We start from the raw sequence: 22,041 nt of genomic DNA, 5'->3' as shown, positions 1-22,041 counted from the left end.
ACGTGAATGCGGCCCGGAATATCCTCAGCCTCGGGGCAGGACGTTGCCCTCAAGAAGTTGGAATCCCCGTCCTTTAGGGCGGGGAGGACGTCAATCATCCAACGCTTGGCTGCTGCGCAGGTGGTCAGGAAGCGCCACGAAGCCTGCCGCCTGCACGATCTGCTGCCCTTCGGCTGAAAAGACCAACTCCAGAAAGGCTTGCTCGGCCGCTGGGAGCGCTTCGCCAGGGGGCTGATTGACGTAGAGATACAGCGTTCTGGAGAGTGGGTAAGTGGCCTTTTGAATGTTCGCCCCGTTGGGCTCTACCGGGGTGCCTTGCTCATCGGCCAGCGCCACGGCGCGCACCATGGGGGTCAGGTGGTTGTATCCGGCATAGCCCATGGCGTTGGGCGACTCTCCCACGGCGGCAATCACCGCTGCCGCACCGGGGTGTTCGCTGATATCGCGGCGAAACTGCCCGCCGCATAAGGCGCGCTGCTGGAACAGCCCCTGAGTGCCGGAGGCCAGGGTTCTGCCGTGCAGGGCAATGTGCCCGTAGGGCCAATCCGTGGCGGGCAGCAGCGATGCCCACCGCTGCAGAGGCGCATCGGCACCGCAGGCGAGGGTGGTAGAGAAGATGGCATCTACCTGCGCCAGTGACAGGGCTTCCAGCGGGTTATGACGATGTACCACCAGGACCAGGGCATCGCGGGCGACGCTGAGTTGCAGCGGCGGGTAGCCATAACGCTGGATGAACTGCTGGCGCTCGCGTTCGGTCATGGCCCGCGACATGGGCCCGATGCGGGTGGTGCCTGCCACCAGGGCCGTGGGGGCGCTGGCCGACCCCCCCGCCTGAAATTGCAGAGTGATATCGGGGTAGCGCGCATTCAAGGCTTCACCCCAGCGCAGCATCAGCCCGGCCATGGTGTCCGAGCCCACGGTGCCCAGCGTGCCGCTGATGGGCGCTGGCTGCGCCCAGGCAAAGGCGCTGCAGCAGCATAGCCAGCTTGCCAGCAGTAGGCGGTAAGGTCTCCATCGCTGTACACTGTCGCTCTTCAAACGCTGTTCCTCTTGTGATTAACTGGTGCTAGCCTGTTATTGCAGTGCAGCAACAGGCGCCAGGCCCGACCACAACAATAACCTTGCAAAGCGACGACCTCATGACACCACTGGATTCCGATGTGGACGATGCTCCCGCCCCCCAAGGGCAGCTCACGTTAAAGTTACTGGCTTCTCGTCAGGATACCAACCTCTACGGGGACATTCCCGGTGGCTGGCTGGTGAATCATATGGACCAGGCCGCCGAGCTGGCCGCTGGCCGCGAGGCAGGCGGGCGTACTGCCACGGTTGCCATCGAAGCCATGGATTTTCTAAGCCCGGTGCGCGTGGGTTCCATGGTCAGTGTATACACCCAGGTACAGGATATTGGCCACAGCTCGATCCGCATCGACGTGGAGGTCTGGGTGCGCCCACCCCATGGCCGACACATCGAAGAGCGACAGAAAGTCACCGAAGCGCGTTTCGTCATGGTGGCACTGGACGACAATGGCCGGATCAGAGCGGTTCACAGCTGACGTTGCCATGCCACCGTCGTCATAACAAAGGCGTCATAACAAAAAGGGCGCCGAGGCGCCCTTTTGAGTCCGTAGGGTGATTACGCCCCTACGTTGTCACGACTCTTCAGGTAGGCGTATTCGCCGATATCACTGAAGGGACGTAGTACGCTCTGGAAGGCAGAGTAGGATTCCCACACGCGACGCGACTCTTCGTCGCCATCGACCTGGCGCTGAATGGCTTCTTTGGAGGACTCGTACAGCGCGGCCATGACGTCATCCGGGAAGGTGCGCAGCTGCACGCCGTGCTCGTCGACCAGCGTCTTGAGCGCCTGGGCGTTGCGGTAGGCGAACTCGCTGATCATGGCCAGGTTGGAGGCACGTGCCGCTTCGCGAATCACGTCCTGCAGGTCTTCCGGCAGGGCATTCCAGGCGTCCAGGTTGACGGTGCCTTCCAGTACCGCCGTGGGCTCGTTCCATACCGACGTGTAGTAGTAGTCGGCCACCTGATGCAGGCCGAAGGCCATGTCGTTGTAGGGGCCTACCCAGTCGGCGGCATCCAGAACACCGGTTTGCAGCGAAGTGAAGATTTCGGAGCCTGGCATGTTCACGGTGGTGACACCGATACCGTTCATGGCTTCACCGGCCAAGCCCGGCAGGCGCAGGCGAATGCCCTGCATGTCGGCCAGCGAATTGATCTCTTTCTTGAACCAGCCTGCCATCTGAGTGCCGGTGTTGCCGACGGCAAAGGGCTTGAGGTTGTGGTTGGCGTAGATCTCGTCCCACAGCTCCTGACCGCCGCCATGGTACAGCCAGGCGTTCATTTCGGTGGTGTTCATGCCAAACGGCACTGCCGTGAAGAACTGGGAGGCGGCCACTTTGCCACGCCAGTAGTAAGAGGCGGAGTGGCCCATTTCGGCGGTGCCGGCGGCGACGGCATCGAAGACTTCCAGCGCAGGCACCAGCTCACCTGCGCCATGGACCCGAATACGCATACGGCCGTTGGAAAGTTCTTCCACGCGGCGAGCAAAGTCATTGGCGCCGGTGCCCAGAGCCGGGAAATTCTTGGGCCATGAAGTCACCATGTCCCAGGTATAGGTTTCACTGGCGCTGGCAGTCGATACGAACGGTGCAGCAGCGACACCGGCGGCACCCAGGCCGGCGGTTTTCAGGAATTGACGGCGTTGCATGGCGGGCATGACTCCGAAATTATTGGATGTTTTTTATTAGCGCAGTGAGCGCAGTGTCCGCTTGCCAGTATGCGCCAAGCAGGTTTTATTGGGCAAGTGCCCACGCTTGCTGGCGGGTCAACGGGTTACAGGGGGGAGAGCTTGGCAAACCCGAGTACCAGCCACTTCACGCCTTCGCCGTCAAAGCTCACCTGAACCCGCGCCCGAGCGCCTTCGCCTTCGGCGTTCAGAATGATGCCTTCGCCGAACACCGGGTGGCCCACCCGCTGGCCGACATGCAGGGCGGGCAGGTCGCCGTCGCTTTCGATGCTGGATTGGGCAAAGCTGGGCCGTGACGCGGTCACGGGGCGCGAGACATGGCCGCGCAGACGCACTTCTTCCAGCAGGTGAGGCGGCAGCTCACGAAGAAACCGGGACGGGCGTGGGAACACCTCTTTGCCGTGCAGTCGGCGAGTCTCGGCATGGGTCAGGTAGAGCTTCTGCATGGCGCGCGTCACGCCCACGTAGCACAGGCGGCGCTCCTCCTCCAGGCGGCCTGGCTCCTCCACGGACATCTTGTGGGGAAACAGCCCCTCTTCCACCCCGGCAATGAACACCACCGGGAACTCCAGCCCCTTGGCCGAGTGCAGGGTCATCAGCTGCACGCTGTCTTCGAACTCCTCGGCTTCATGGTCGCCTGCGTTGAGGGCGGCTTCCGAAAGGAAGGCTTCCAGCGCGGCCATGCCTTCTCCGGCTTCCGGGGTCTCGAAGGCATCGCCATGGGTAAAGGCCCGGGCCGCGTTGACCAGCTCTTCCAGGTTCTCGACCCGAGCCTGGCCTTTTTCACCGCGCTCGCTTTGATGGTGTTCGATCAGCCCGGTGCGTGCCGTGACGTGGTCGATGATCTCGTGGAGCGGCAGCCCGGACGTGTCGTTGTCCAGCTGCTCGATCAAGTTGGTAAAGGCCTGCACGGCGTTGCCTGCACGGCCTCTCAAGGTGCCATCCTGAAGGGTGTCGTGCAGCGCCTGCCACAGCGACACGCTCTGCTCACGGGCGTGATGGCGGACGATTTCCACGGTGCGCGTGCCGATGCCACGGGTGGGCACATTGATGACGCGCTCCAGGGAGGCATCGTCATCACGGTTGAGCAGCAAGCGCAGGTAGGCCAGGGCGTTCTTGATTTCCAGCCGCTCATAAAAGCGGTGGCCGCCGTAGATACGATAGGGCATACCCTGACGAATCAGCGTCTCTTCCAGCAGGCGCGACTGGGCGTTGGAACGGTAGAGGATGGCCACGTCCCGGCGGTTGAAGCCTTCGTTGACCTTCTCCTTGATGGTATCGACGATATAGCGGGCCTCTTCGAGGTCGTTGAACCCCGCATACACCGAGATAGGCTCGCCTTCGGCGCCATCGGTCCATAGGTTCTTGCCGAGACGCTCGCTGTTGTGGCTGATCAGCGTATTGGCCGCTTCCAGAATCGCGCTGGTAGAGCGATAGTTCTGCTCCAGGCGCACGGTATGAGTGTTGGGAAACTCTTCTTCGAAGCGACGAATGTTCTCGACCTTGGCGCCCCGCCAGCCGTAAATGGACTGGTCGTCATCGCCCACGGCGGTCATCGGGGTCTGCTGGCCGGTGAGCAGCTTGAGCCAGGCGTACTGCAGGGTATTGGTATCCTGAAACTCGTCCACCAGCACATGGCCAAAGCGCTCGCGATAGTGGTTCAGCAACGGCGGGTTGTCGCGCAACAGCTCCAGGCTGCGCAGCAGCAGCTCACCGAAATCCACCAGCCCGCCTCGCTCGCAGGTGAACTGGTAGCGCTCGTAGAGCTCGACCATCTGGGCGAGGTACGCATCGCCATTGACGTTCACCTGATGGGGTCGCAGGCCCTCTTCCTTGCAACCAGAAATGAACCCCTGCACCTGGCGTGGCGGGAAGCGCTCATCGTCAATCGAGTAATCTTTCAGCAGCCGCTTGATTAGTCGCAGCTGGTCATCGGAGTCGATGATCTGAAAGTGCTGGGGCAGACGGGCATCCTGCCAATGGGTGCGCAGTAGCCGGTGCGAGATCGAGTGAAAGGTACCCACCCAGACATGGCGCATGGAGATGCCCAGCAGGGCTTCCAGACGCGTGCGCATTTCGCGGGCGGCCTTGTTGGTAAACGTGACGGCCAGCAGCGCATAAGGGGAAAGCCCTTCGGCCTGCATCAGCCAGGCAATGCGGTGTACCAGCACACGCGTTTTGCCGGAACCGGCGCCGGCCAGTACCAGAAGATTGCCCTGGGGCGCACTGACGGCTTCCCGCTGGGCCGGGTTGAGATGATCGAGTATCGCTGTGACGTCGTCCATATAAGCCGCTGCCGGTTCAAAAAAGGGGCGACCAGTCTAGCACAGCCAGCACACTGGCTGTGCATACAGCATGTCTTCAGGACGCTGGCTCAGGACTCTTTATCAGAACCGTTGCTCAGGACTCTTCCGGGTAGCGCAGCGTGGTCAGGCTCTTCTTCACCGCTTTCAACTGTTCGGCCAGTTTGGGGCCCCGGGTCTTGGCCACGCCCACCGCCAGCACGTCGATCAGCACCAGGTGGGCAATACGCGAGCTGAGCGGGGTGTAGATCTCGGTGTCTTCGTGCACGTCGATGAACAGCGGCAGGCTGACCTCCTGAGCCAGCGGCGATTCGCTGGGACACAGGCCGATCACGGTAGCGCCTGCTTCGCGGGCCAGGCGAACGCTGGCTACCAGCGCCCGGGTTCGGCCTGTCTGCGAGATGGCGACCACCACGTCGCCCTCTTGCAGGGTCACCGCCGACATGTTCTGCATGTGCGGGTCGGCGTAGGCAGAGGTCGAGATCTGCAGGCGGAAAAACTTGTGCTGAGCATCGAAGGCCACCGCGCCGGAGGCGCCAAAGCCGTAGAACTCGACGCGATTGGCCATGGCCAGTGCATTGACGGCCTTGCCCAGCGCATCGTTATCGAGCCGGTCGCGCACCGACAGCAGCGTGCCCACGGTGGAGTCGAAAATGCTATGGGAGAATTCGGCCACCGAGTCGCTGTCGTTCATCGAGAACTGCGCGAACTGGCTTCCGCTGGCCAGCATCTGGGCTAGCTGCAGCTTGAAATCCTGAAAGCCGTTGCAGCCCAGCGCACGGCAGAAGCGCACCACCGTAGGCTCGCTCACCTTTGCTTCGGTGGCCAGGTCCACGATGCGCATGTGAATGACTTCATCGGGGTTGCGCAGCACGAACCGCGCAACCTTTTGTTCGGAGCGACGGAAATGCTCCATGCGGCGTCTCATTTCATCGAACAGGGCGCGGCTCACGTTCAGCTCCTTAAATTCTTGATCGTGCTTGTGCGGCCATAAAGAGACCACAGTATGCCTGAGTGTTGCATCGGGGGCAGCGTCCTTCACGAGAGTACTGCCGTTTAAAAGGCGTTAACCCATTTCTTCAAGAGTCGTCATCATTTTGTCAAGTAGGTTATAGTAAGAAGTGACGTGCCGCACTGCATCATTTAAAAATCAGTCGTCACGGATGCAGGTGGACGTAGGCAACTCACCTGGAGGAGCGTCGATTATGAGAAACGTCGAACGAATGACCTCGGTAAAAAGCGAATTGCTCGACATATTCATGAGTATGGAGGTCGATGAGCATGCCCAACGTCGGCGCAGCGCCGCCCAACGTAGCCTGAGAGCGCGTCGGGGCATCGAGCTGCACCGGGAATTCCAGAAGCTGTCACGGGATATCGCTCCCTTGCCAGACGATGACGACCCGCAAGAGAGCGAACTGCACTAGCCAGCCGAAGAAGAGGCTGGTGAAGGAAGGCGAGAAAGCGTTACACCACGGTAACGCCTTCTCTACTGGGTAAGCTTGCCGACCCAGCGGCGAGTCAGAACAGGCCTGCCAGGAAAACCACCGTGACCCCGATAGGGGCAACGTACTTGGCCAGCAGGTTCCACAGGCTGTAGTCGTAGACATCCAGCCTCAGCTCTTTGCGCGCTTCTTCTTTATCCAGGCAGAAGGCGAAGAACACGATCGCACCCAGGCCGGTCAATGGCAGCAGGATCTTGCTGGTGAAGGTATCCAGCAGGTCGAAGATGTTCAGCCCAAAGAACAGCACGTCTGCCCATACGTTGAACGACAGCAGCGCCGCGACACCCAGTGCCCATACCGCCACGCCGCTGACCAGTGTGGCCACGATTCGTGACATCGACGTGCGCTCTTCGAGAGTTTCCACCACCGGTTCCAGCAGTGAAATGGCCGACGTCAGGGCGGCAAAGGTCAGCAGCAGGAAGAACATCAGGCCCAGAATGGTGCCACCGGTCATGTTGCCAAACGCCAGGGGCAGGGTGACAAAGATCAGGCCGGGGCCTTCGCCGGCACTCAGGCCGTTGGCAAAGACGATGGGGAAGATGGCCAGGCCCGCTAGCAGGGCGATGGCGGTATCCAGCAGGATGACCGTTCGCGCGGTGCTGATCAGGTTGACGTCTTCGCCCAGGTACGAGCCGTAGGCCATCATGATCCCCATGCCCAGCGACAGCGTGAAGAACGCCTGGCCCATGGCCGCCAGTACGACACCGCCATCGAGAGCATCCCAGTCAGGGCTGAACATGAAGCTCAGGGTCTCACCAAAGTAGCCGCTGGTCATGCCGTAACCTACCAGCACCAGCATCAACACCACCAGAGTAGGCATCATGATGCGCGCTGCGCTTTCCAGGCCTTTGGTGACTCCGCGTGCCACGATACCGACGACCAATACCATGAACGCCGTATGCCACAGCAGCAGGGCCGAGGGGCTGCCTAGCATGCCGCTGAAGATGTTGCCAATACTGTCGGCATCCAGACCGTTGAAGCTACCGAGCACCGAGCCCAGCGTATAGTTCAGCGACCAGCCGCCGATGACGCTGTAGAACGAGAGAATCAGAAAGGCAGCCAGGACGCCGCTGACCCCCACCAGCGCCCACGCTTTCGAGCAGCCATGATTGGCGGCCAGTTCGGCCATGGTATTGATGGGGTTCTTCTGACCGCGACGGCCAATCATCCACTCGGCGACCAGAATGGGTAGGCCGACCAGTGCCACACAGGCCAAATAGACCAGAACGAAGGCGGCGCCACCGCTGTCGCCCACCATGTATGAGAAGCGCCAGATATTGCCCAGGCCAACAGCGGAGCCCGCCGCGGCCAGCACAAAGCCCATACGAGATGACCACTGTGCATGTGCAAGTTTTGCCATAAATCACCTGTTTCAGTTCGATTGTAATGGGTCGATATCGGCAGATTGCACCGATGTTCGGAAAAAAGAGATTGCCAGCGTGCTTTTCCGAAAGAACGCGCAATTTATCCGATCAAGGGTAGGCTTGCCAGTGAGCCAGCCTAAAACAGCTGGCTCTGCTTTTCCTCGGCGAAGGGCGTCAGGTCCGCCAAAGCCGCCTTGGCCTGCACCAGGCGATAGAGGTGACGAGCCATCTGGGGAGACTCACGGTTGTCTGCAGTATGCACAAATAAGAAAGGGGTTTTCCCCTGTTTTATCCACAGGATGAGCTGCTCTATCCAGGGCGTGAAGTAGCGTGTGTTGATCGCTTTGTCAATATGTCCAATGAAGCGAATGATGGGTTGTTGACCAGTGGAAAGCACGTGTAGCGGGAGTTTCGGCTTCTCCTGCTGGGCGTGGGCCAGCCCAGCGTGCCCTTCATGCGGCGTAGAGAATACCGGGCGCACATCCAGCATGACTCGGTTGACTGAATAAGTTATCAACAGGCGGTTCAAGACCCTCTCTGCGTCACCCTTGTGGAAAAAAACAGGGTGGCGAACGATATAGTGACGAACTTGGAAAAATTGATCTAGATCAAGTGACAAATCAGGGCTTAGTTGCTACGCTCTAAATATAACTATTTTAACACACATCTACAGCGGTGTGTTCTTCCCCTGTGGAGTTATCTATGTCAAAAAAATCTCATCCAATAATAGAAGAGGAAGCGCCCCTCAAGCGTCAAGAACGAGGGCTTTTTCTGTTTATTGTCGTGTTGCTCTTTCCCATTTTGGCCGTAGCGGTGGTGGGGGGCTATGGCTTTTTGGTGTGGATGTATCAAATGTTTGCAGGCCCCCCTGGCCCGCCGCTATAGCAGTGTCACAAGCTTCTATCTGATCACTTTAAAGGTGTTAACCGCTGCTAAATAAAGTGGTTAACATTCTTTTAACGCAGGAATGCTCATGACGCGCACGGATAACAATAATAATCGGCGCAATCTTTTTCGCCGCTTGTCAGGGCGTGATGATGTGCGTCGGCCGCCCTGGAGCAGAGCTGCCTTTCTCGACCTCTGTACCGGTTGTAACGCCTGCATCGACGCGTGCCCGGAAGGCATTTTGTCCCGCGGTGGCGGTGGCTATCCCGAGCTTAGCTTTGCCCAAGCGGGCTGCTCACTGTGCGGTGACTGCGCAACGGTATGCGCGCCACAGGCGATAGAGCGCGGCGGTAGCGTTAGCGAAGCCTTTGCTTGGCAAGCTGAAGTTCAGCCGCACTGCTTGGCACTGGCGAGTATCCATTGCCAAAGCTGCCAGGACGCCTGCGAGTGGAACGTAATTCGCTTTCCGCTGCGCCCCGGTGGTCGGCCACCGCAACCTGAGATCCACTTAGAAAGCTGCACCGGCTGTGGTGCTTGCTACTCCGCCTGCCCTAACCAGGCAATCTCACTGATAACAAAAGATACCGTCTATGGCTGATCAACTGCTGCACATCATTAGCTTTATCGTTCATGCGCGGCCCGAGGCGCTGAAGCAGACAGCGGAGTGGATTACCCAACATAGCGTTGGCGAAGTGATGGGCGAAGACGCGGCTGGAAAGCTCGTGGTCGTCGCCGAACATACTGACGAACAACAACTATTGGCTTTAATGGATCACGTACGCGAGCAGCCTGGCGTTATTGACGCCGCCTTTGTTTATCACGAAGTCGTTGATGCTCTGTCAGCGGATGAGCCGCACGTACAGGAGGGGGAGCAATGAAACTAACACGCCGAGAGTTTGTAAAGGCGAACGCCGCAGCGGTGGCCGCTGCTACGGCGGGGATGTCGATTCCCGCCGGCGCCAGCAATCTAATTACCCATGCTGATCTGAACCGCTTGCAGTGGGATAAAGCACCTTGCCGTTTTTGCGGTGTCGGCTGTAGCGTCATGGTTGGCACCTATAACGGCCAAATCGTGGCGACTCACGGTGATAACCAGTCCGAAGTGAACCGGGGGCTTAACTGTGTTAAAGGCTATTTTCTTTCCAAAATTCTCTATGGGGAGGATCGCTTAACCCAGCCGCTACTGCGTAAGCGCAACGGTCAATACGCGAAAGATGGCGATTTCGAGCCGGTCTCCTGGGATGAAGCGCTCGACCTTATGGCGGAAAAAATCACCAGCGCCATTCGTGAACATGGCCCAGAGAGCGTCGCGCTGTTTGGCTCTGGCCAGTGGACGATCTGGGAAGGCTACGCGGCCAGTAAGCTATTTAAAGCCGGGCTGCGCTCGAACAATATCGACCCCAACGCCCGCCACTGTATGGCCTCGGCGGTATTCGGCTTTATGCGCACCTTCGGCTCGGATGAGCCCATGGGCGTGTACGACGATATTGAACATGCAGATGCCTTTGTGCTGTGGGGCTCTAACATGGCTGAGATGCACCCGGTGCTCTGGACCCGCGTGACCGACCGTAGGCTCTCTTTCCCGGACACCCAGGTTGCCGTGCTGTCGACTTTTGAGCACCGCAGCTTTGAGTTGGCCGATATCCCCATGATTATGTCGCCCAATGCGGATATCGTGATCCTTAACTACATCGCCAACCATATTATTCAGACCGACCGGGTAAACCGATCATTCGTTGATAAGCATGTCAACTTTGCGCTCGGCACCGATGATATCGGCTATGGCCTGCGCGACGAGCACCCACTGCAACAGGCGGCGAAGAACGCCGATAACGCCAATAGCTGGACGGATATGAGCTTCGAGGAGTTCGCCGACTATGTTGCGCCCTATACTTTAGAGCGAGCCGCGCGAGAGTCCGGCGTCTCTGAAAGTCGCCTTGAAGCCCTGGCGGAGCTTTATGCTAACCCTGATAAGAAGGTGATGACCTTCTGGACCATGGGGGTCAATCAGCATACCCGCGGGGTGTGGATCAACAATCTGATTTACAACCTCCACCTGCTCACCGGCAAAATTTCAGAGCCGGGCAACAGTCCTTTCTCCCTCACTGGCCAGCCGTCTGCCTGTGGCACGGCGCGAGAGGTGGGCACCTTTGCTCACCGCCTGCCTGCCGACCGCGTGGTCACCAACCCCGAGCATCGCCGTGATGCGGAGGAGATCTGGAAACTCCCTGAGGGCACTATCCCTTCGTGGGTGGGCTTTGATGCGGTAGCCCAAAGTCGCCGCCTCAAGGACGGTGACATTAAGGTCTACTGGACCCAGGTGACCAACAATATGCAGGCCGGGCCCAACGTTATGCAGGAGATTTTGCCTGGTTGGCGCAACCCCGAAGCCTTTGTGGTGGTCTCCGACATCTACCCCACCGTTTCAGCACAGTCGGCGGATCTGATTTTGCCTGCGGCGTCCTGGGTAGAAAAGGAGGGCGCCTTTGGTAACTCCGAGCGGCGCACTCAGTTTTTCCATCAGTTGGTCAATGCCCCTGGCGAGGCGCGCTCGGATTTATGGCAGACCGTGGCGCTCTCCCAGCGCATCCGCGTGGCAGACGTCTGGCCAGAGGAACTGCTGGAAGCCGCCCCAGAGATGCGTGATAAAACCCTGTTTGATTTACTGTTCGCCAATGGGCAGGTCGACCAGTTCCCCACCTCCGATATGGAAGAGGGCTACGCCAACGCCGAGGCAGACGATTTTGGCTTCTATATCCAAAAAGGGCTGTTTGAAGAGTACGCCCGCTTTGGCCGTGGCAAAGGCAAAGACTTGGACCACTTCGACGCTTACCACGCCAGCCGGGGCAAGCGCTGGCCGGTGGTGGATGGCAAGGAAACCCTATGGCGCTATCGAGAAGGGCTTGATCCTTATGTAGAGCCCGGTAGCGGCTGGCAGTTCTACGCGAAGCCGGATAATCGCGCGTTAATTTTCGCCGTACCGGACGAGCCACCCCCCGAGGCCCCTGACGCCGACTTCCCTTATTGGCTCTGCACCGGGCGCGTGTTGGAGCATTGGCACACCGGCTCCATGACCCGCCGCGTGCCGGAACTGCACCGGGCAGTGCCTGCCGCGCTGTTGTATATGCACCCAGAAGATGCCCGAGCCGAAGGGTTCCGGCGGGGAAGCGAGGTTAAAGTGGCCAGCCGGCGTGGCGATGTGAACCTGCGGGTAGAAACCCGTGGGCGGGTTAAACCGCCCCGCGGCTTGGTGTACGTGCCCTTTTTTGATGCCTCCTACTTGATCAATAAGGTCACGCTGGATGCAACTGATCCCATTTCCAAACAGACCGATTTCAAGAAGTGCGCGGTGCGCCTTGATCTCGTCAATCTGGCGTAAACAGACTAAGGAGAACAATCATGAAATGGCTTTTTCCTCTCTGTTTATTCACGGCTTTGCTGGGAAGCACGGTCAGTGCAGATGAAACACGCGATGCCTCGGCTCCGGATGGCTTGCGCCCTGGTGGCACCATTAGCCAGACCCAGCCCGCAGCGCCTATCGCCGGCGAGCCGCGGGATAGCGGCCGTGAAGTGCGCAATTACCCAGAGCAACCGCCGGTGATTCCGCACTCAATCCGCGATTATCAAGTCGATATGCGCGTTAACCAATGCTTAAACTGCCATAGCCGTGAACAGGCCGTCAGTGCGGGCGCGCCGATGGTGAGCATTACCCACTTTATGGATCGCCATAAGCAGGTGTTGGCCGCCGTATCGCCGGACCGTTACTTCTGCACCCAGTGCCACGTGCCTAAAACCGATGCCGAACCGCTGGTTCCCAATCGCTTTCAGTCCGTGGAAGAGGTAATGACCGAGGCGCTACGTGAGCGCCAGGAGGGTGGGCAATGAAACGCTTTTTCACCCGCTACTGGCGTATTTTAAGCCGCCCGAGTGTTCACTACAGCCTAGGGTTTTTAACCCTAGGCGGTTTTATCGCCGGCATTATCTTCTGGGGCGGTTTTAACACGGCCATGGAAGTAACCAACACCGAGCAGTTTTGCACCTCCTGCCATGAAATGGAGCGCAACCCGATGCAGGAGCTCAAAACCACCATTCACTACTCCAACCGTTCTGGAGTGCGGGCGACCTGCTCAGATTGCCACGTTCCCCACAGCTGGACGCATAAAGTGGCGCGCAAAATGGAGGCCTCTAAAGAAGTATGGGGCTGGGTGTTTGGCTCTATTCGCACCGAAGAGCAGTTTGAGGCAAAGCGCCGCCAGCTTGCCGAACGTGAATGGTCGCGGCTACAGGCCAATGACTCGCTAGAGTGCCGTAACTGCCACGAATTTGACTCGATGGATTTTACCCAGCAAAGCACGCGTGCCGCCCGTGCCCACTCCACCAACCTTGCTTCGGGTGAGTCGACCTGTATCGATTGCCACAAAGGCATCGCCCACGAGCTGCCGGATATGAGCCCCCGTATAGGTGCCGCCACGTTAGGCATGTCTGATATCGTTTCCTGGGCTGCGCATTTAGAGCTAGAAAGCGGTGTCTACGCCGAGCAGTAGTGGCTTTTTACCCAGCGCCAGCACGCCTCGCTTGAACGGGCGCTGGCGCAGTGCGCGGGTTAAGTGATAGAACAGGCAGTATCGTTAATTCATACGCCAACGTGCTGGGTGGAAAAGAGAATGAGTCAGGGAAAAGTAGTGGTGCTTCATGGCCCTAATCTAAATTTGCTGGGCACTCGCCAGCCCGAAATATACGGGTACGAAACGTTAGACGACGTGAATAACCTGCTGCGCGAAAAAGCGGTAATGGCAGGCTGGGAGATCAGCTGCCTGCAAAGTAACCATGAAGGTGCGCTCATCGACGCCATTCACGCAGCGAGGGTAGATGGCACGCAGGCCATCATTATCAATCCGGCGGCCTATACTCATACCTCGGTAGCGATTCTCGATGCGTTGAACGCCTTTGACGGCAAGGTCATCGAAGTTCATCTCTCTAACGTGCATAAGCGCGAGTCGTTTCGCCACCACTCCTATGTCTCGCTACGGGCAGACGGCGTGATTGCGGGCTTAGGCGTGCAGGGATATAAAGCGGCATTAGAGGCAGTGATGGCTGCCTCCCATCAATAATATAACTCCCTTGTACCGTTAGCTCTTGCCGCCCTTTTAACCTTGGCCCATTCTTCTCTCAGGGCAACTTAGCCCTTGGCGTTTCATTGGCTTGGTAAGGATAGGTGGGGTATGGTTAAATTTTTTCGGGAATTCCGCGAGTTTGCTGTTAAGGGCAACGTGATTGATATGGGATGTCGTCAGACGAACCAGTCGATCCTGACGTCCCAGCGAGTAGATCTCTTCATACTGCGCTCCCTTCCGTAACGGGATCATCCAGTGGCGCTGTTCGCCTGCTTGCTGCCACGCATGCAGCAGACCCAGCGAATAAAACCCACGGTCAAATAACGTCAGTGAGTGGTCAGGTGTACTGGCGATCAGGTCTGTCGTTAACGCCACTTCGCCCGTCGAGATGCTGTCAAACGCGGCGCCCGTGATTAGGTGGCTCGTCAGCTCCATTTGACACACCATCCGCACCTGCGGGTAGCTCGCTTCTCGGTAGGCGTTACGCGTACGTGTAAAAGCCGCTTGGTTGTCAGGCGTGTCAGGCGTTCGCCATACCACTCCGTCTACGCCTAGCAGCCTGAGACCACACCAATGAGGGTGAGGGGTTTGTTCGTGCCACAGGTCCTGCGTTTGCTCGAACACACGTTTGACAGCCTCTACCCCGAGGCGTTGACGTGCTTGGACAACGGCGCTGGGTGCCACGAAAGGACGTTGGCCGGGTAAGACAATATCAAGCTGATGAACGACTTGCCCCATCGGGATGTGCCGGAACAAGGCCATGCCGACAATCGACCAGACCACCATCTCAAGCGGTAAACGGCGCTTACGCAAGGTGGCTACACCGGCGTGCGCTAGGCATTCGTCAATCAGCTCGGGGGAGAGAACATCCGCGAGGCTGGAGAAGTGTTCAGGTGAAACGCGAGTGATGGCATCAATGGCCTGACTAAAATGCATAAAAATCCGGTATCAGAGAATCACTGATACCGGAATATCGCATTGTCAGCTCATTGATGAAACTCTTAACTGACTGGCATTAGTGCTCGTGGGCACCCTTTTTGCGTTACAGAAGGCGGTTATGCCGTCTTTTTCGCCGCTTTCTTATCGCTTTGCGTGTTGTCACTGGCATCGCTGGGCTGTGGCAGTGAAGGCAGCGACTTGGCCAGCATGTCCACGCTGTGCCGGTAGTAGAGCTGGCTCTTGTTGTGCTCGCCCAGGCTGGCATACAAGCGTGCAAGCTCGGCACAGACCTCACCGTTCGGCCGCTGGCGCTGGCTGGCCTCGAAATACTCCAACGCCTTTTCCCACTGGCCAACCCGCAGCGACAGGCGGCCGCAGGCCAGCAGCAGTTCCGGGTCGTTGGGGCGCTCTTGCAGCCATTTCTGTGCCTTGGCCAGCTGGCGCGCGGCATCGACGTTCAGCAGGCCATAGCGCTTGACCAGACGCGCATCCCAATGATGGTCCAGGGAGTGATTGAGCAGCCGCTCGGCAATCGGTTCTTCGTTGGATTGCAGCAGGGCTTCGGTGTAGAGCACGATCAGCTCGGTGTTGGCCCGTAGATAGTCGGGCATGTCGGCCCATAGCCCGCGCACACGCTCGATATTGGACGGGTTCTTGGCTTCGAACAGAATCAGCTCCCGGTAGGCCTTGTACTCCAGCTGCTCGCGCTCTTGCTGGGTAATCAGCTTCTGCGCGGCCAGCCGTGGAATGAGGCGACGCAGCCCTTCCCAGTCGTTGACGCTCAAATGCACCTGCTTGAGCAGTTTCAGCACTTGAGGATGGTTGGAGAGCTGCTTGTCCAGTCGGTTGAGGATCGCCAGCGCTTCTTCGGGCTGTTGGCGGTCGATCATCAGCTGGGCCTGCATCAGGCCAATGGCGGTGTCGGCGCCGTCGGTGGTGAGTTGCGCCTGATTCAAGTGCTCCTGAGATTTCTCGTGGTAGCCCTGATAGTGGGCTGCCAGGGCGGCTGCCAGGTAGTTCACCAGCGGGGTACTGGAGTCATCGGCAGCACGCACCAAGGTCTTCTCGGCTTTTTTCCAGCGGCCTTCGGTGAGCGCCACCAGCCCATGTACGGTGCGCTTCATGGCGCGGCGGTTGCGGGCGCGGCTATTCCAGGTGCGAAAGCGCCCCACGGGACGAATGATACCGGTCAGCAGGCGCAGCATGAAGTGCAGCACGATGAAGGCCGCCAGCAGCAGTACCAGACCGAACCAGAACGACGTCTGGACCGAGGTGTCGCCCACTCGAATCAGCCAGTAGCCGGGCACTGACATCATCAGGTGCCCGAGCAGTGCGCCAACCGCCAGGCCTGCAATGATCAGCAGGATAAGTTTTCTCATGCATCACCTCCGCCCTGGCGGCGCGACTCGAAGCGGTTTTCGATGAAGCTGGCCAGTGCCTGCTGGGAAGCACTGATGTCCGGCAGCTCGGGCTTGACCTGAACCTGCTTGAGCTCCTGCAGACGCGCGATGACGCTCTGGGTTTCTTCGCGCTCGGTGGCGTAGTAGCCATTCAGCAGTTCCAGCGCCTTGTCGAGGCTGGCTTCATACAGTTCCTGCTCTTCTTGCAGCAGGGCCAGCTGCGACTGCTCCAGCACCAGACGCAGGCTTTGACGCAGATAGGACTCTTGTTCCGGTGTGATCAGCGCTTCGAGGGCTTCATCGTGATGACGAATGACCACGAGGTCTTTCAGCTCTTCACCGAAGCGGGCCAGCTGGCGCTGGAAAGTGCCGGTCGGCGGCTGCTCGATTCCTGATGTTACGGCGCGCTCTTCGATCTCTTGGGAGAGCCGCAGGCCTGCAATGCGCTCCTGCTGCGCGTTGAGCGCCAGGTAGATACCGGTACGGTCGACACGGGGCACGGCATCCAGAGCGGCCAGCTCGCTGGCGATTTCTCGGCGCACCGAGGTGAGTGCCGGGTTGTCGGCATCGACCAGGCGAGCGTCGGCAGTGCGCAGCAGGGCCGCGGCACCATCCACATCGCCTTCGAGCTGCAGACGCTGGTTCGCCAGACGCAGCAGGTAGGCGGCTTCGGCGTGTAGCCAGTCGCGTTCGTCGGTTTCCTGCTCTTGTGACAGTTGGGCCAGCACCTCATCCAAAGTGCTGTTGACGTCGCTGCGGTAGCTGTCCAGCTCGCTGCGCAGTTCGCTCATGGTGCTTTCCAGCGCCTGACTGCGCTCGGCCTCACCGGACTCTAAACGTGCTTCCAGGTCGCTGACCGAGGCTTGTGTGGCGCTGTTCTGGGTCTGTTGGGCCAGCTCGTCGATGCGCTGCTGCTGGCTATCCAGGCGCTGCCAGCCTTGCCAGGCAACGATACCCAGGGCGAGTGCCAGGATAACCACCAGCGCAATGGCAATGCCGCCACCCTTGCCGTTTCCGCCACCGTTGTTGGAGGGCGGCGGCGTGGGCTTCGCGCCGCCGCCTGCTGGAGCAGGCCCGCTGTGCCTGGCAGGCTTTTCATCTGCCGGTTTGGCGGTGGGTTTGGTATCTGTGACGCTCTCTTTCGGGGTGTCGGCCGCTGCGGTTGCCGCAGGGGTCGCTGCCGTATTGCTGGTGTTTTTATGCCGCCGCCGTGAACGGCTGTTCTTGGCGGCATAAGACGAAGAGCCGTGGGTGCCCGAGTCTCGGGGCGCGGTGGCGTCACCAGCAGGGGTGCTGCCCTTGGATGCATCGGTAGACGCCTGGTTGACGCCTTCCTGATCAGTTGGTTGTTTGCTCATCTGTCGCTAGCCCTTATTAAGTTCCTTGATCGACATCGGCACCCTAGGGGTTGCAGGACTGATCCAACGCGGCCACCAGCGCAGCCGGCGTTGCTCCCGACGCCACCTTGAGGTCACAAAAACCCAGTCTACCGGCCAGTGTAGCTAAACGGCGACTGGAAACGATTAGCGGTTGGTTCAACGCAGCTGGACCGCACCATTTTGCCAGATATTCAAGTAGTTCGCCGCTGGTGACGATTAACGCTCGGTAATGGCCGTTTGCCAGACACTGCTGCATGGCCGCCGAGGGCGGCTGGTATACGCGCCGATAAACGGCCAGCCGAGTGACGCAGGCGCCCCGCTCGGTCAGCGTGTCCGCGAGCAGGGTGCGTCCGCCTTCTCCAGCGACCAGCAGCACCCGCTGATGGTCCAGGCGGGCCAGCGAGGCCAACGACAGGAGTGCTTCGCTGGTGTCTTCCCCCCACTGGGGCGGGGGAACACGCACTCGTACGCCAAGCTGGTCATGCAGTGCACTGGCAGTACTGCGGCCCACGCTGTAATAATCGATGCCGATTGGCAACTGCGGCCAGTAGCGATCCAGCGCTTCACTCAAACAGTAAGCGGCAAAGGGACTGACGACTACTATCTTATGGTACTGATCGATATCCAGCCAGATTTGGCGCTGCGTCGCATCTTCCGCCAGTGCTTCCAGGCGCATGACGTCCAGAGGTGCAACCTCCCACCCCTGCTCGCCTAGCGCGTAGGTCAGTGCGTCGCCGCGTTCACCGGGGCGACAAATCAGCACCGGTAGCGTCATACGTTGCTGCCGTAGACCTCGGCCAGGATGTCACCAGCCCCCTGATCCAGCAGCTCTTCGGCGATGCGAATGCCCAGTGCTTCCGGTTCGTGAATGGAGCCTCGGCCTTCGGCACGCAGTACCTCGGTGCCTTCCGGGTTGCCCACCAGGCCGCGCAGCCAGAGCGTGTCATTGGACTTGTCCAGTACGGCGTGGCCTGCGATGGGCACCTGGCAGCCGCCTTCCAGGCGGGTATTCATGGCGCGCTCGGCGCGCACACGGGTGGCGGTGTCCGGGTCATCCAGCGGGGCCAGCAGTGCAATCAGGTCGGGATCGTGCAGGCGGCATTCGATGCCCAGCGCCCCCTGGCCGCAGGCAGGCAAGCATACTTCCGGTGGAAGCGCCTGGGCGATCCGGGCGTCCAGCCCCAGGCGCTGCAGGCCTGAGGTTGCCAGGATGATGGCTTCGAACTCGCCGTCGTCCAGCTTGGCCAGACGAGTTTGTACGTTGCCGCGCAGGTTGAGAATCTGCAGGTCTGGGCGCGCTTCACGAAGCTGCAGGCCTCGGCGCAGGCTGGCGGTACCAATGCGAGCGCCTTCCGGCAGTTCCTCGACGCTGGCGTAGTGGTTCGAGACAAACGCATCGGTTGGGTCGGCGCCTTCCAGAATAACCGACAGCCCCAGCCCTTCAGGGAAGTACATCGGCACGTCCTTCATGGAGTGCACGGCGATATCGGCGCGGCCATCCAGCATGGCGTCTTCGAGCTCCTTGACGAATAATCCTTTACCGCCGATTTTGGAAAGCGGCGTGTCGAGGATCTTGTCGCCTTTGGTGGACAGCGGAACAAGCTCGACCTCCAGACCATCGTGGGCCGCCATCAGGCGGTCGCGAACATACTCGGCTTGCCACATGGCCAACTGGCTTTTTCGCGTGGCGATGCGCAATTTCGTGATGGGTAACACGTTATACTCCCTTTGCCGCTGACACGGCGCGTCGAACTGTGATAATTCTCATCATAAAGCACCCGGCCACACAGTAAAAATAACCGGTACATTCAAGACTCGCACGAGATGCGCCCAACCCTGCCTGGAATGCCCATGTCCGTTGATGAACCGCAAGGCAAGTTAGACCAGTTCTTCCTGCTTTCCCAGGACTTGTTCTGCTGCATCGACTTTGCGGGCAAGCTGCTCAGCGTCAACCCACGCTTCGAGACCTTGCTGGGCTATGAGGCGTCGGCGCTACTGGGCAAGCCCTGCGGCGTCGTGGTGGAGCCCCGTGACCATCCGGCCATCGAGGAGGCCCTGGCGCGGCTGTGTCGTGGCGACAAGCTCGACGCCTTTTCGGTGTGTGCACTGACCGCCGATGGGCGCCGGGTGTGGATCGAAGTCACCGTCTCTACCGGCGATCGGGTGATCTACGTCATTGCTCGGGATATTACCCAGCGCAAGACGGTAGAGAAGCAGCTAAGACGTAACCAACGGTTGTTCAGGATTGCCGGTGAAACCGCTCATATCGGTGGCTGGTATGTCGATACGGTCAACAATGTGCCGGTGTGGTCCGATGAGCTGTGTCATATCCACGGCATGCCTGCCAGGTTTCAACCTTCCACGGACGAGGCGTTTGCATTCTACGCGCCGACGTCCCGTGAGCGGCTCAAGCGCGATTTTCAGGCCTGTGCGGCGGAGGGTGTCAGCTTCGACGGCGAGTATGAAGTCATCACCCGCCAAGGGCAGCGGCGCTGGGTGCGTGCCATTGGCCGAGCCGTGCGCGATGAGCAGGGGCAGATCATTCAGGTTCAGGGCTCTAGCCAGGACATTACCCAGCGCAAGGCTACCGAACGCCAGTTGACCCTGCTGGAGCGCAGCGTGGAGTCCAGCACCAACGGTGTGGTGATCGTCGATGCGCAGCAGCCGGACCTGCCGATGGTCTACGTGAATGCCGCCTTCGAGCGCATCACCGGTTACTCCAGGGATGCGGCGCTGGGGCGCAACGGTCGCTTCCTGCAGGGCGAAGAGACGGATTCGGTAACGCTGGCACTGTTACGCAAGGGCATCCAGGAGCAGCGGGACGTGCACGTGGTGATCCGCAACTATCGCCGCAACGGCGCGCCATTCTGGAACGATCTGTACATTTCCCCCGTGCGTGACGACGACGGCGTGGTGACCCATTTCATCGGCGCTCAAAACGACATTACCGCCCAGCGCGAGTATCAGGCCCAGCTGAGTCATAACGCCAACCATGATGCGTTGACAGGGCTGCCCAACCGGCTGCTGCTGGATCAGCGGCTGGCCCAGGGGTGCCTGCTGGCCAAGCGTTATCACCGTTATTTGGCCGTACTGTTTATCGACCTCGATGATTTCAAGCCCATCAACGACACTCTGGGTCACGAAGTGGGCGACTTCATGCTGTTGGAAGTGGCCAAGCGGCTGGAGGGAGAGCTGCGGCCCTGGGATACCGTGGCGCGCTTTGGTGGTGACGAGTTTATCGTGCTGTTGCCGGACCTCGCCCATGAGCACGATGTGTTGCAGGTGGTCGAGCGGCTGCTGGCCCGGGTGTCGGCACCTTATTGGTATCGCGGCAGCGAGCTGCGCATGACCGCCAGCATTGGCATTGCCACCGACGACGGCACCATCAAGGAGCCGCGCCAGCTCATTCAGCAAGCCGACCTCGCCATGTACAAGGCGAAGCGGCGGGGGCGCAACACCTTCCAGTGGTACACCGACGAACTGAACCGCAAGGTGACCGAGCGCGTCAATCTGCGTCATGCACTGCAGCAAGCCATCGAGCAGCGCCAGTTCGAGCTCCACTACCAGCCGCAAATCGATCACCGTGGGCGAGTGGCGGGGGTCGAGGCGCTGATTCGCTGGCATCACCCGGTGCGGGGCAATATCCCGCCTACCCAGTTCATCAGCCTGGCCGAAGACACGGGCCAGATCATTCCGATCAGCGAGTGGGTGCTGGCCACCGCATGCCGCGATGCGCTGGAACTCAATGCGCTGAACGACACCCCAATCACCGTGGCCATCAACGTCTCGCCGATGCAGTTTCAGCGCCCGGGGTTTCTCAATTCGCTAGAGCAGGTGCTGGCCGACAGTGGCTTGCCGCCGGGGTTGCTGGAGGTGGAACTGACCGAAGGGGTGTTGATGGATAGCGCCGAAACCACCATCCAGGCATTGAGCGCCATTCGGCGGCTGGGCGTACACATTGCGCTGGATGACTTTGGTACCGGGTTCTCCAGCCTCAGTTACCTCAAGCGCTTGCCGATCAACAAGCTGAAGGTGGATCACTCCTTCATACGTGATGTGGCCAACGATACCCGCGACGCCGCTATCGTCGAGGGGGTGGTGACCATGGCCGACAAGCTCGGCCTTGAAGTGCTGGTCGAGGGGGTGGAAACGGGCGAACAGTTTGCCTACCTCCGCCAGCTCCAGTGCGACCATTTTCAGGGCTACTACTTCGCCCGCCCGATGAGCCTGGCGGCGCTGAAAGACTTCTTGCGCACGCCGCTTGGCTTCCTGGATGCCCCTGCTGAACGGCCGTGAAGGTGAGGGCTGCCGAGCACACTGAGCAGAGTGCTAAAACGGCATGCCGCTCGGCGGGGTGACTCTGGTACACTTTCCGGTAACGACTCCTTTAGTTT

19 protein-coding genes and 2 pseudogenes are annotated in these 22,041 nt (G+C 59.7%); 10 read left to right on the top strand and 11 right to left on the bottom strand.

Annotation, left to right across the window (positions count from 1 at the left end; genetic code table 11):
• Window positions 1-90: 90 nt before the first annotated feature.
• Complete coding sequence (locus tag CWI66_RS10115) at window positions 91-1,038, bottom strand: PstS family phosphate ABC transporter substrate-binding protein (RefSeq protein ID WP_100731590.1); 948 nt, start codon at window positions 1,036-1,038, stop codon at window positions 91-93.
• 101 nt (window positions 1,039-1,139) lie between these two features.
• On the opposite strand from CWI66_RS10115, the gene CWI66_RS10110 reads away from it, so the two are divergent.
• On the top strand, window positions 1,140-1,553 hold the full coding sequence (locus CWI66_RS10110) for an acyl-CoA thioesterase (RefSeq protein WP_016915475.1): 414 nt from the start codon (window positions 1,140-1,142) through the stop codon (window positions 1,551-1,553).
• A gap of 80 nt (window positions 1,554-1,633) precedes the next feature.
• Here the strand turns inward: CWI66_RS10110 and CWI66_RS10105 are convergent, their stop codons facing one another.
• The 3 genes from CWI66_RS10105 to hexR form a co-directional block, all read right to left on the bottom strand.
• Window positions 1,634-2,722, bottom strand: a complete 1,089-nt coding sequence (locus CWI66_RS10105; RefSeq protein WP_100731589.1) for a TRAP transporter substrate-binding protein — start codon at window positions 2,720-2,722, stop codon at window positions 1,634-1,636.
• A gap of 125 nt (window positions 2,723-2,847) precedes the next feature.
• Window positions 2,848-5,046, bottom strand: coding sequence for a DNA helicase II (uvrD, locus tag CWI66_RS10100; protein WP_081194945.1), 2,199 nt, complete (start codon window positions 5,044-5,046; stop codon window positions 2,848-2,850).
• A 115-nt stretch (window positions 5,047-5,161) separates the two neighbouring features.
• The gene (gene hexR / locus CWI66_RS10095) at window positions 5,162-6,016 is read right to left on the bottom strand and encodes a transcriptional regulator HexR (protein WP_016915472.1); all 855 of its coding nucleotides are present in this window, start codon (window positions 6,014-6,016) and stop codon (window positions 5,162-5,164) included.
• 253 nt (window positions 6,017-6,269) lie between these two features.
• On the opposite strand from hexR, the gene CWI66_RS10090 reads away from it, so the two are divergent.
• Entirely contained in the window at window positions 6,270-6,488 is a 219-nt protein-coding gene (locus tag CWI66_RS10090) for a PA3496 family putative envelope integrity protein (RefSeq protein WP_016915471.1), read from the top strand.
• A gap of 94 nt (window positions 6,489-6,582) precedes the next feature.
• Here CWI66_RS10090 and CWI66_RS10085 read toward each other — a convergent pair whose 3' ends face one another.
• On the bottom strand, window positions 6,583-7,926 hold the full coding sequence (locus CWI66_RS10085) for a sodium-dependent transporter (protein ID WP_100731588.1): 1,344 nt from the start codon (window positions 7,924-7,926) through the stop codon (window positions 6,583-6,585).
• Between the two features lie 140 nt (window positions 7,927-8,066).
• A pseudogene (locus CWI66_RS10080) lies at window positions 8,067-8,504 on the bottom strand (DUF72 domain-containing protein); the annotation flags it as partial.
• Window positions 8,505-8,632: 128 nt separating this feature from the next.
• Here CWI66_RS10080 and napE point away from each other — a divergent pair.
• From napE to aroQ, 7 genes are all read left to right on the top strand, one after another.
• Entirely contained in the window at window positions 8,633-8,815 is a 183-nt protein-coding gene (gene napE / locus CWI66_RS10075) for a periplasmic nitrate reductase, NapE protein (protein ID WP_058577687.1), read from the top strand.
• Between the two features lie 82 nt (window positions 8,816-8,897).
• Window positions 8,898-9,413, top strand: a complete 516-nt coding sequence (locus CWI66_RS10070; RefSeq protein ID WP_332868344.1) for a ferredoxin-type protein NapF — start codon at window positions 8,898-8,900, stop codon at window positions 9,411-9,413.
• Window positions 9,406-9,693: a chaperone NapD gene (locus CWI66_RS10065; RefSeq protein ID WP_081194939.1), complete on the top strand. Its 288-nt coding sequence runs from the start codon at window positions 9,406-9,408 to the stop codon at window positions 9,691-9,693. The genes CWI66_RS10070 and CWI66_RS10065 overlap by 8 nt, the downstream gene beginning before the upstream one ends.
• Entirely contained in the window at window positions 9,690-12,194 is a 2,505-nt protein-coding gene (napA, locus tag CWI66_RS10060) for a nitrate reductase catalytic subunit NapA (RefSeq protein ID WP_100731587.1), read from the top strand. Before CWI66_RS10065 ends, napA begins: the two co-directional genes overlap by 4 nt.
• Window positions 12,195-12,214: 20 nt before the next feature.
• Entirely contained in the window at window positions 12,215-12,700 is a 486-nt protein-coding gene (locus CWI66_RS10055; RefSeq protein WP_100731586.1) for a nitrate reductase cytochrome c-type subunit, read from the top strand.
• Window positions 12,697-13,359 (top strand): NapC/NirT family cytochrome c, encoded by a 663-nt coding sequence (locus CWI66_RS10050; protein WP_062359247.1) that lies wholly within the window; start codon window positions 12,697-12,699, stop codon window positions 13,357-13,359. Before CWI66_RS10055 ends, CWI66_RS10050 begins: the two co-directional genes overlap by 4 nt.
• 120 nt (window positions 13,360-13,479) lie before the next feature.
• Window positions 13,480-13,926: a type II 3-dehydroquinate dehydratase gene (aroQ, locus tag CWI66_RS10045; RefSeq protein WP_081194935.1), complete on the top strand. Its 447-nt coding sequence runs from the start codon at window positions 13,480-13,482 to the stop codon at window positions 13,924-13,926.
• A gap of 171 nt (window positions 13,927-14,097) precedes the next feature.
• On the opposite strand, the pseudogene CWI66_RS10040 reads toward aroQ, so the two are convergent.
• From CWI66_RS10040 to hemC, 5 genes and pseudogenes are all read right to left on the bottom strand, one after another.
• A pseudogene (locus CWI66_RS10040) lies at window positions 14,098-14,865 on the bottom strand (IS4 family transposase); the annotation flags it as partial.
• A gap of 119 nt (window positions 14,866-14,984) precedes the next feature.
• Window positions 14,985-16,247 (bottom strand): heme biosynthesis HemY N-terminal domain-containing protein, encoded by a 1,263-nt coding sequence (locus CWI66_RS10035; RefSeq protein WP_081138578.1) that lies wholly within the window; start codon window positions 16,245-16,247, stop codon window positions 14,985-14,987.
• The gene (locus CWI66_RS10030; protein ID WP_232710832.1) at window positions 16,244-17,626 is read right to left on the bottom strand and encodes a uroporphyrinogen-III C-methyltransferase; all 1,383 of its coding nucleotides are present in this window, start codon (window positions 17,624-17,626) and stop codon (window positions 16,244-16,246) included. The genes CWI66_RS10035 and CWI66_RS10030 overlap by 4 nt, the downstream gene beginning before the upstream one ends.
• 43 nt (window positions 17,627-17,669) lie before the next feature.
• Window positions 17,670-18,422: a uroporphyrinogen-III synthase gene (locus tag CWI66_RS10025; protein WP_100731584.1), complete on the bottom strand. Its 753-nt coding sequence runs from the start codon at window positions 18,420-18,422 to the stop codon at window positions 17,670-17,672.
• Complete coding sequence (hemC, locus tag CWI66_RS10020) at window positions 18,419-19,363, bottom strand: hydroxymethylbilane synthase (protein ID WP_081138584.1); 945 nt, start codon at window positions 19,361-19,363, stop codon at window positions 18,419-18,421. The genes CWI66_RS10025 and hemC overlap by 4 nt, the downstream gene beginning before the upstream one ends.
• 135 nt (window positions 19,364-19,498) lie before the next feature.
• Here hemC and CWI66_RS10015 point away from each other — a divergent pair, with 135 nt between their 5' ends.
• On the top strand, window positions 19,499-21,943 hold the full coding sequence (locus CWI66_RS10015; protein ID WP_100731583.1) for a sensor domain-containing protein: 2,445 nt from the start codon (window positions 19,499-19,501) through the stop codon (window positions 21,941-21,943).
• The last annotated feature ends 98 nt before the right edge of the window (window positions 21,944-22,041 follow it).

It is taken from the genome of Halomonas sp. 141 (assembly GCF_002810305.1).
Classification (GTDB): Bacteria; Pseudomonadota; Gammaproteobacteria; order Pseudomonadales; family Halomonadaceae; genus Vreelandella; species Vreelandella stevensii.
This window is presented reverse-complemented; position numbering and strand designations above follow the sequence as displayed.

Excerpts from the sequence above, each read along its gene's own strand:
- CWI66_RS10110 (WP_016915475.1), top strand. The coding sequence starts at position 1,140 with ATGACACCACTGGATTCCGATGTGGACGATGCTCCCGCCCCCCAAGGG.
- CWI66_RS10105 (WP_100731589.1), bottom strand. The coding sequence starts at position 2,722 with ATGCAACGCCGTCAATTCCTGAAAACCGCCGGCCTGGGTGCCGCCGGT.
- uvrD (WP_081194945.1), bottom strand. The coding sequence starts at position 5,046 with ATGGACGACGTCACAGCGATACTCGATCATCTCAACCCGGCCCAGCGG.
- CWI66_RS10090 (WP_016915471.1), top strand. The coding sequence starts at position 6,270 with ATGAGAAACGTCGAACGAATGACCTCGGTAAAAAGCGAATTGCTCGAC.
- CWI66_RS10085 (WP_100731588.1), bottom strand. The coding sequence starts at position 7,926 with ATGGCAAAACTTGCACATGCACAGTGGTCATCTCGTATGGGCTTTGTG.
- napE (WP_058577687.1), top strand. The coding sequence starts at position 8,633 with ATGTCAAAAAAATCTCATCCAATAATAGAAGAGGAAGCGCCCCTCAAG.
- CWI66_RS10070 (WP_332868344.1), top strand. The coding sequence starts at position 8,898 with ATGCTCATGACGCGCACGGATAACAATAATAATCGGCGCAATCTTTTT.
- CWI66_RS10065 (WP_081194939.1), top strand. The coding sequence starts at position 9,406 with ATGGCTGATCAACTGCTGCACATCATTAGCTTTATCGTTCATGCGCGG.
- napA (WP_100731587.1), top strand. The coding sequence starts at position 9,690 with ATGAAACTAACACGCCGAGAGTTTGTAAAGGCGAACGCCGCAGCGGTG.
- CWI66_RS10055 (WP_100731586.1), top strand. The coding sequence starts at position 12,215 with ATGAAATGGCTTTTTCCTCTCTGTTTATTCACGGCTTTGCTGGGAAGC.
- CWI66_RS10050 (WP_062359247.1), top strand. The coding sequence starts at position 12,697 with ATGAAACGCTTTTTCACCCGCTACTGGCGTATTTTAAGCCGCCCGAGT.
- aroQ (WP_081194935.1), top strand. The coding sequence starts at position 13,480 with ATGAGTCAGGGAAAAGTAGTGGTGCTTCATGGCCCTAATCTAAATTTG.
- CWI66_RS10035 (WP_081138578.1), bottom strand. The coding sequence starts at position 16,247 with ATGAGAAAACTTATCCTGCTGATCATTGCAGGCCTGGCGGTTGGCGCA.
- CWI66_RS10030 (WP_232710832.1), bottom strand. The coding sequence starts at position 17,626 with ATGAGCAAACAACCAACTGATCAGGAAGGCGTCAACCAGGCGTCTACC.
- CWI66_RS10025 (WP_100731584.1), bottom strand. The coding sequence starts at position 18,422 with ATGACGCTACCGGTGCTGATTTGTCGCCCCGGTGAACGCGGCGACGCA.
- CWI66_RS10015 (WP_100731583.1), top strand. The coding sequence starts at position 19,499 with ATGTCCGTTGATGAACCGCAAGGCAAGTTAGACCAGTTCTTCCTGCTT.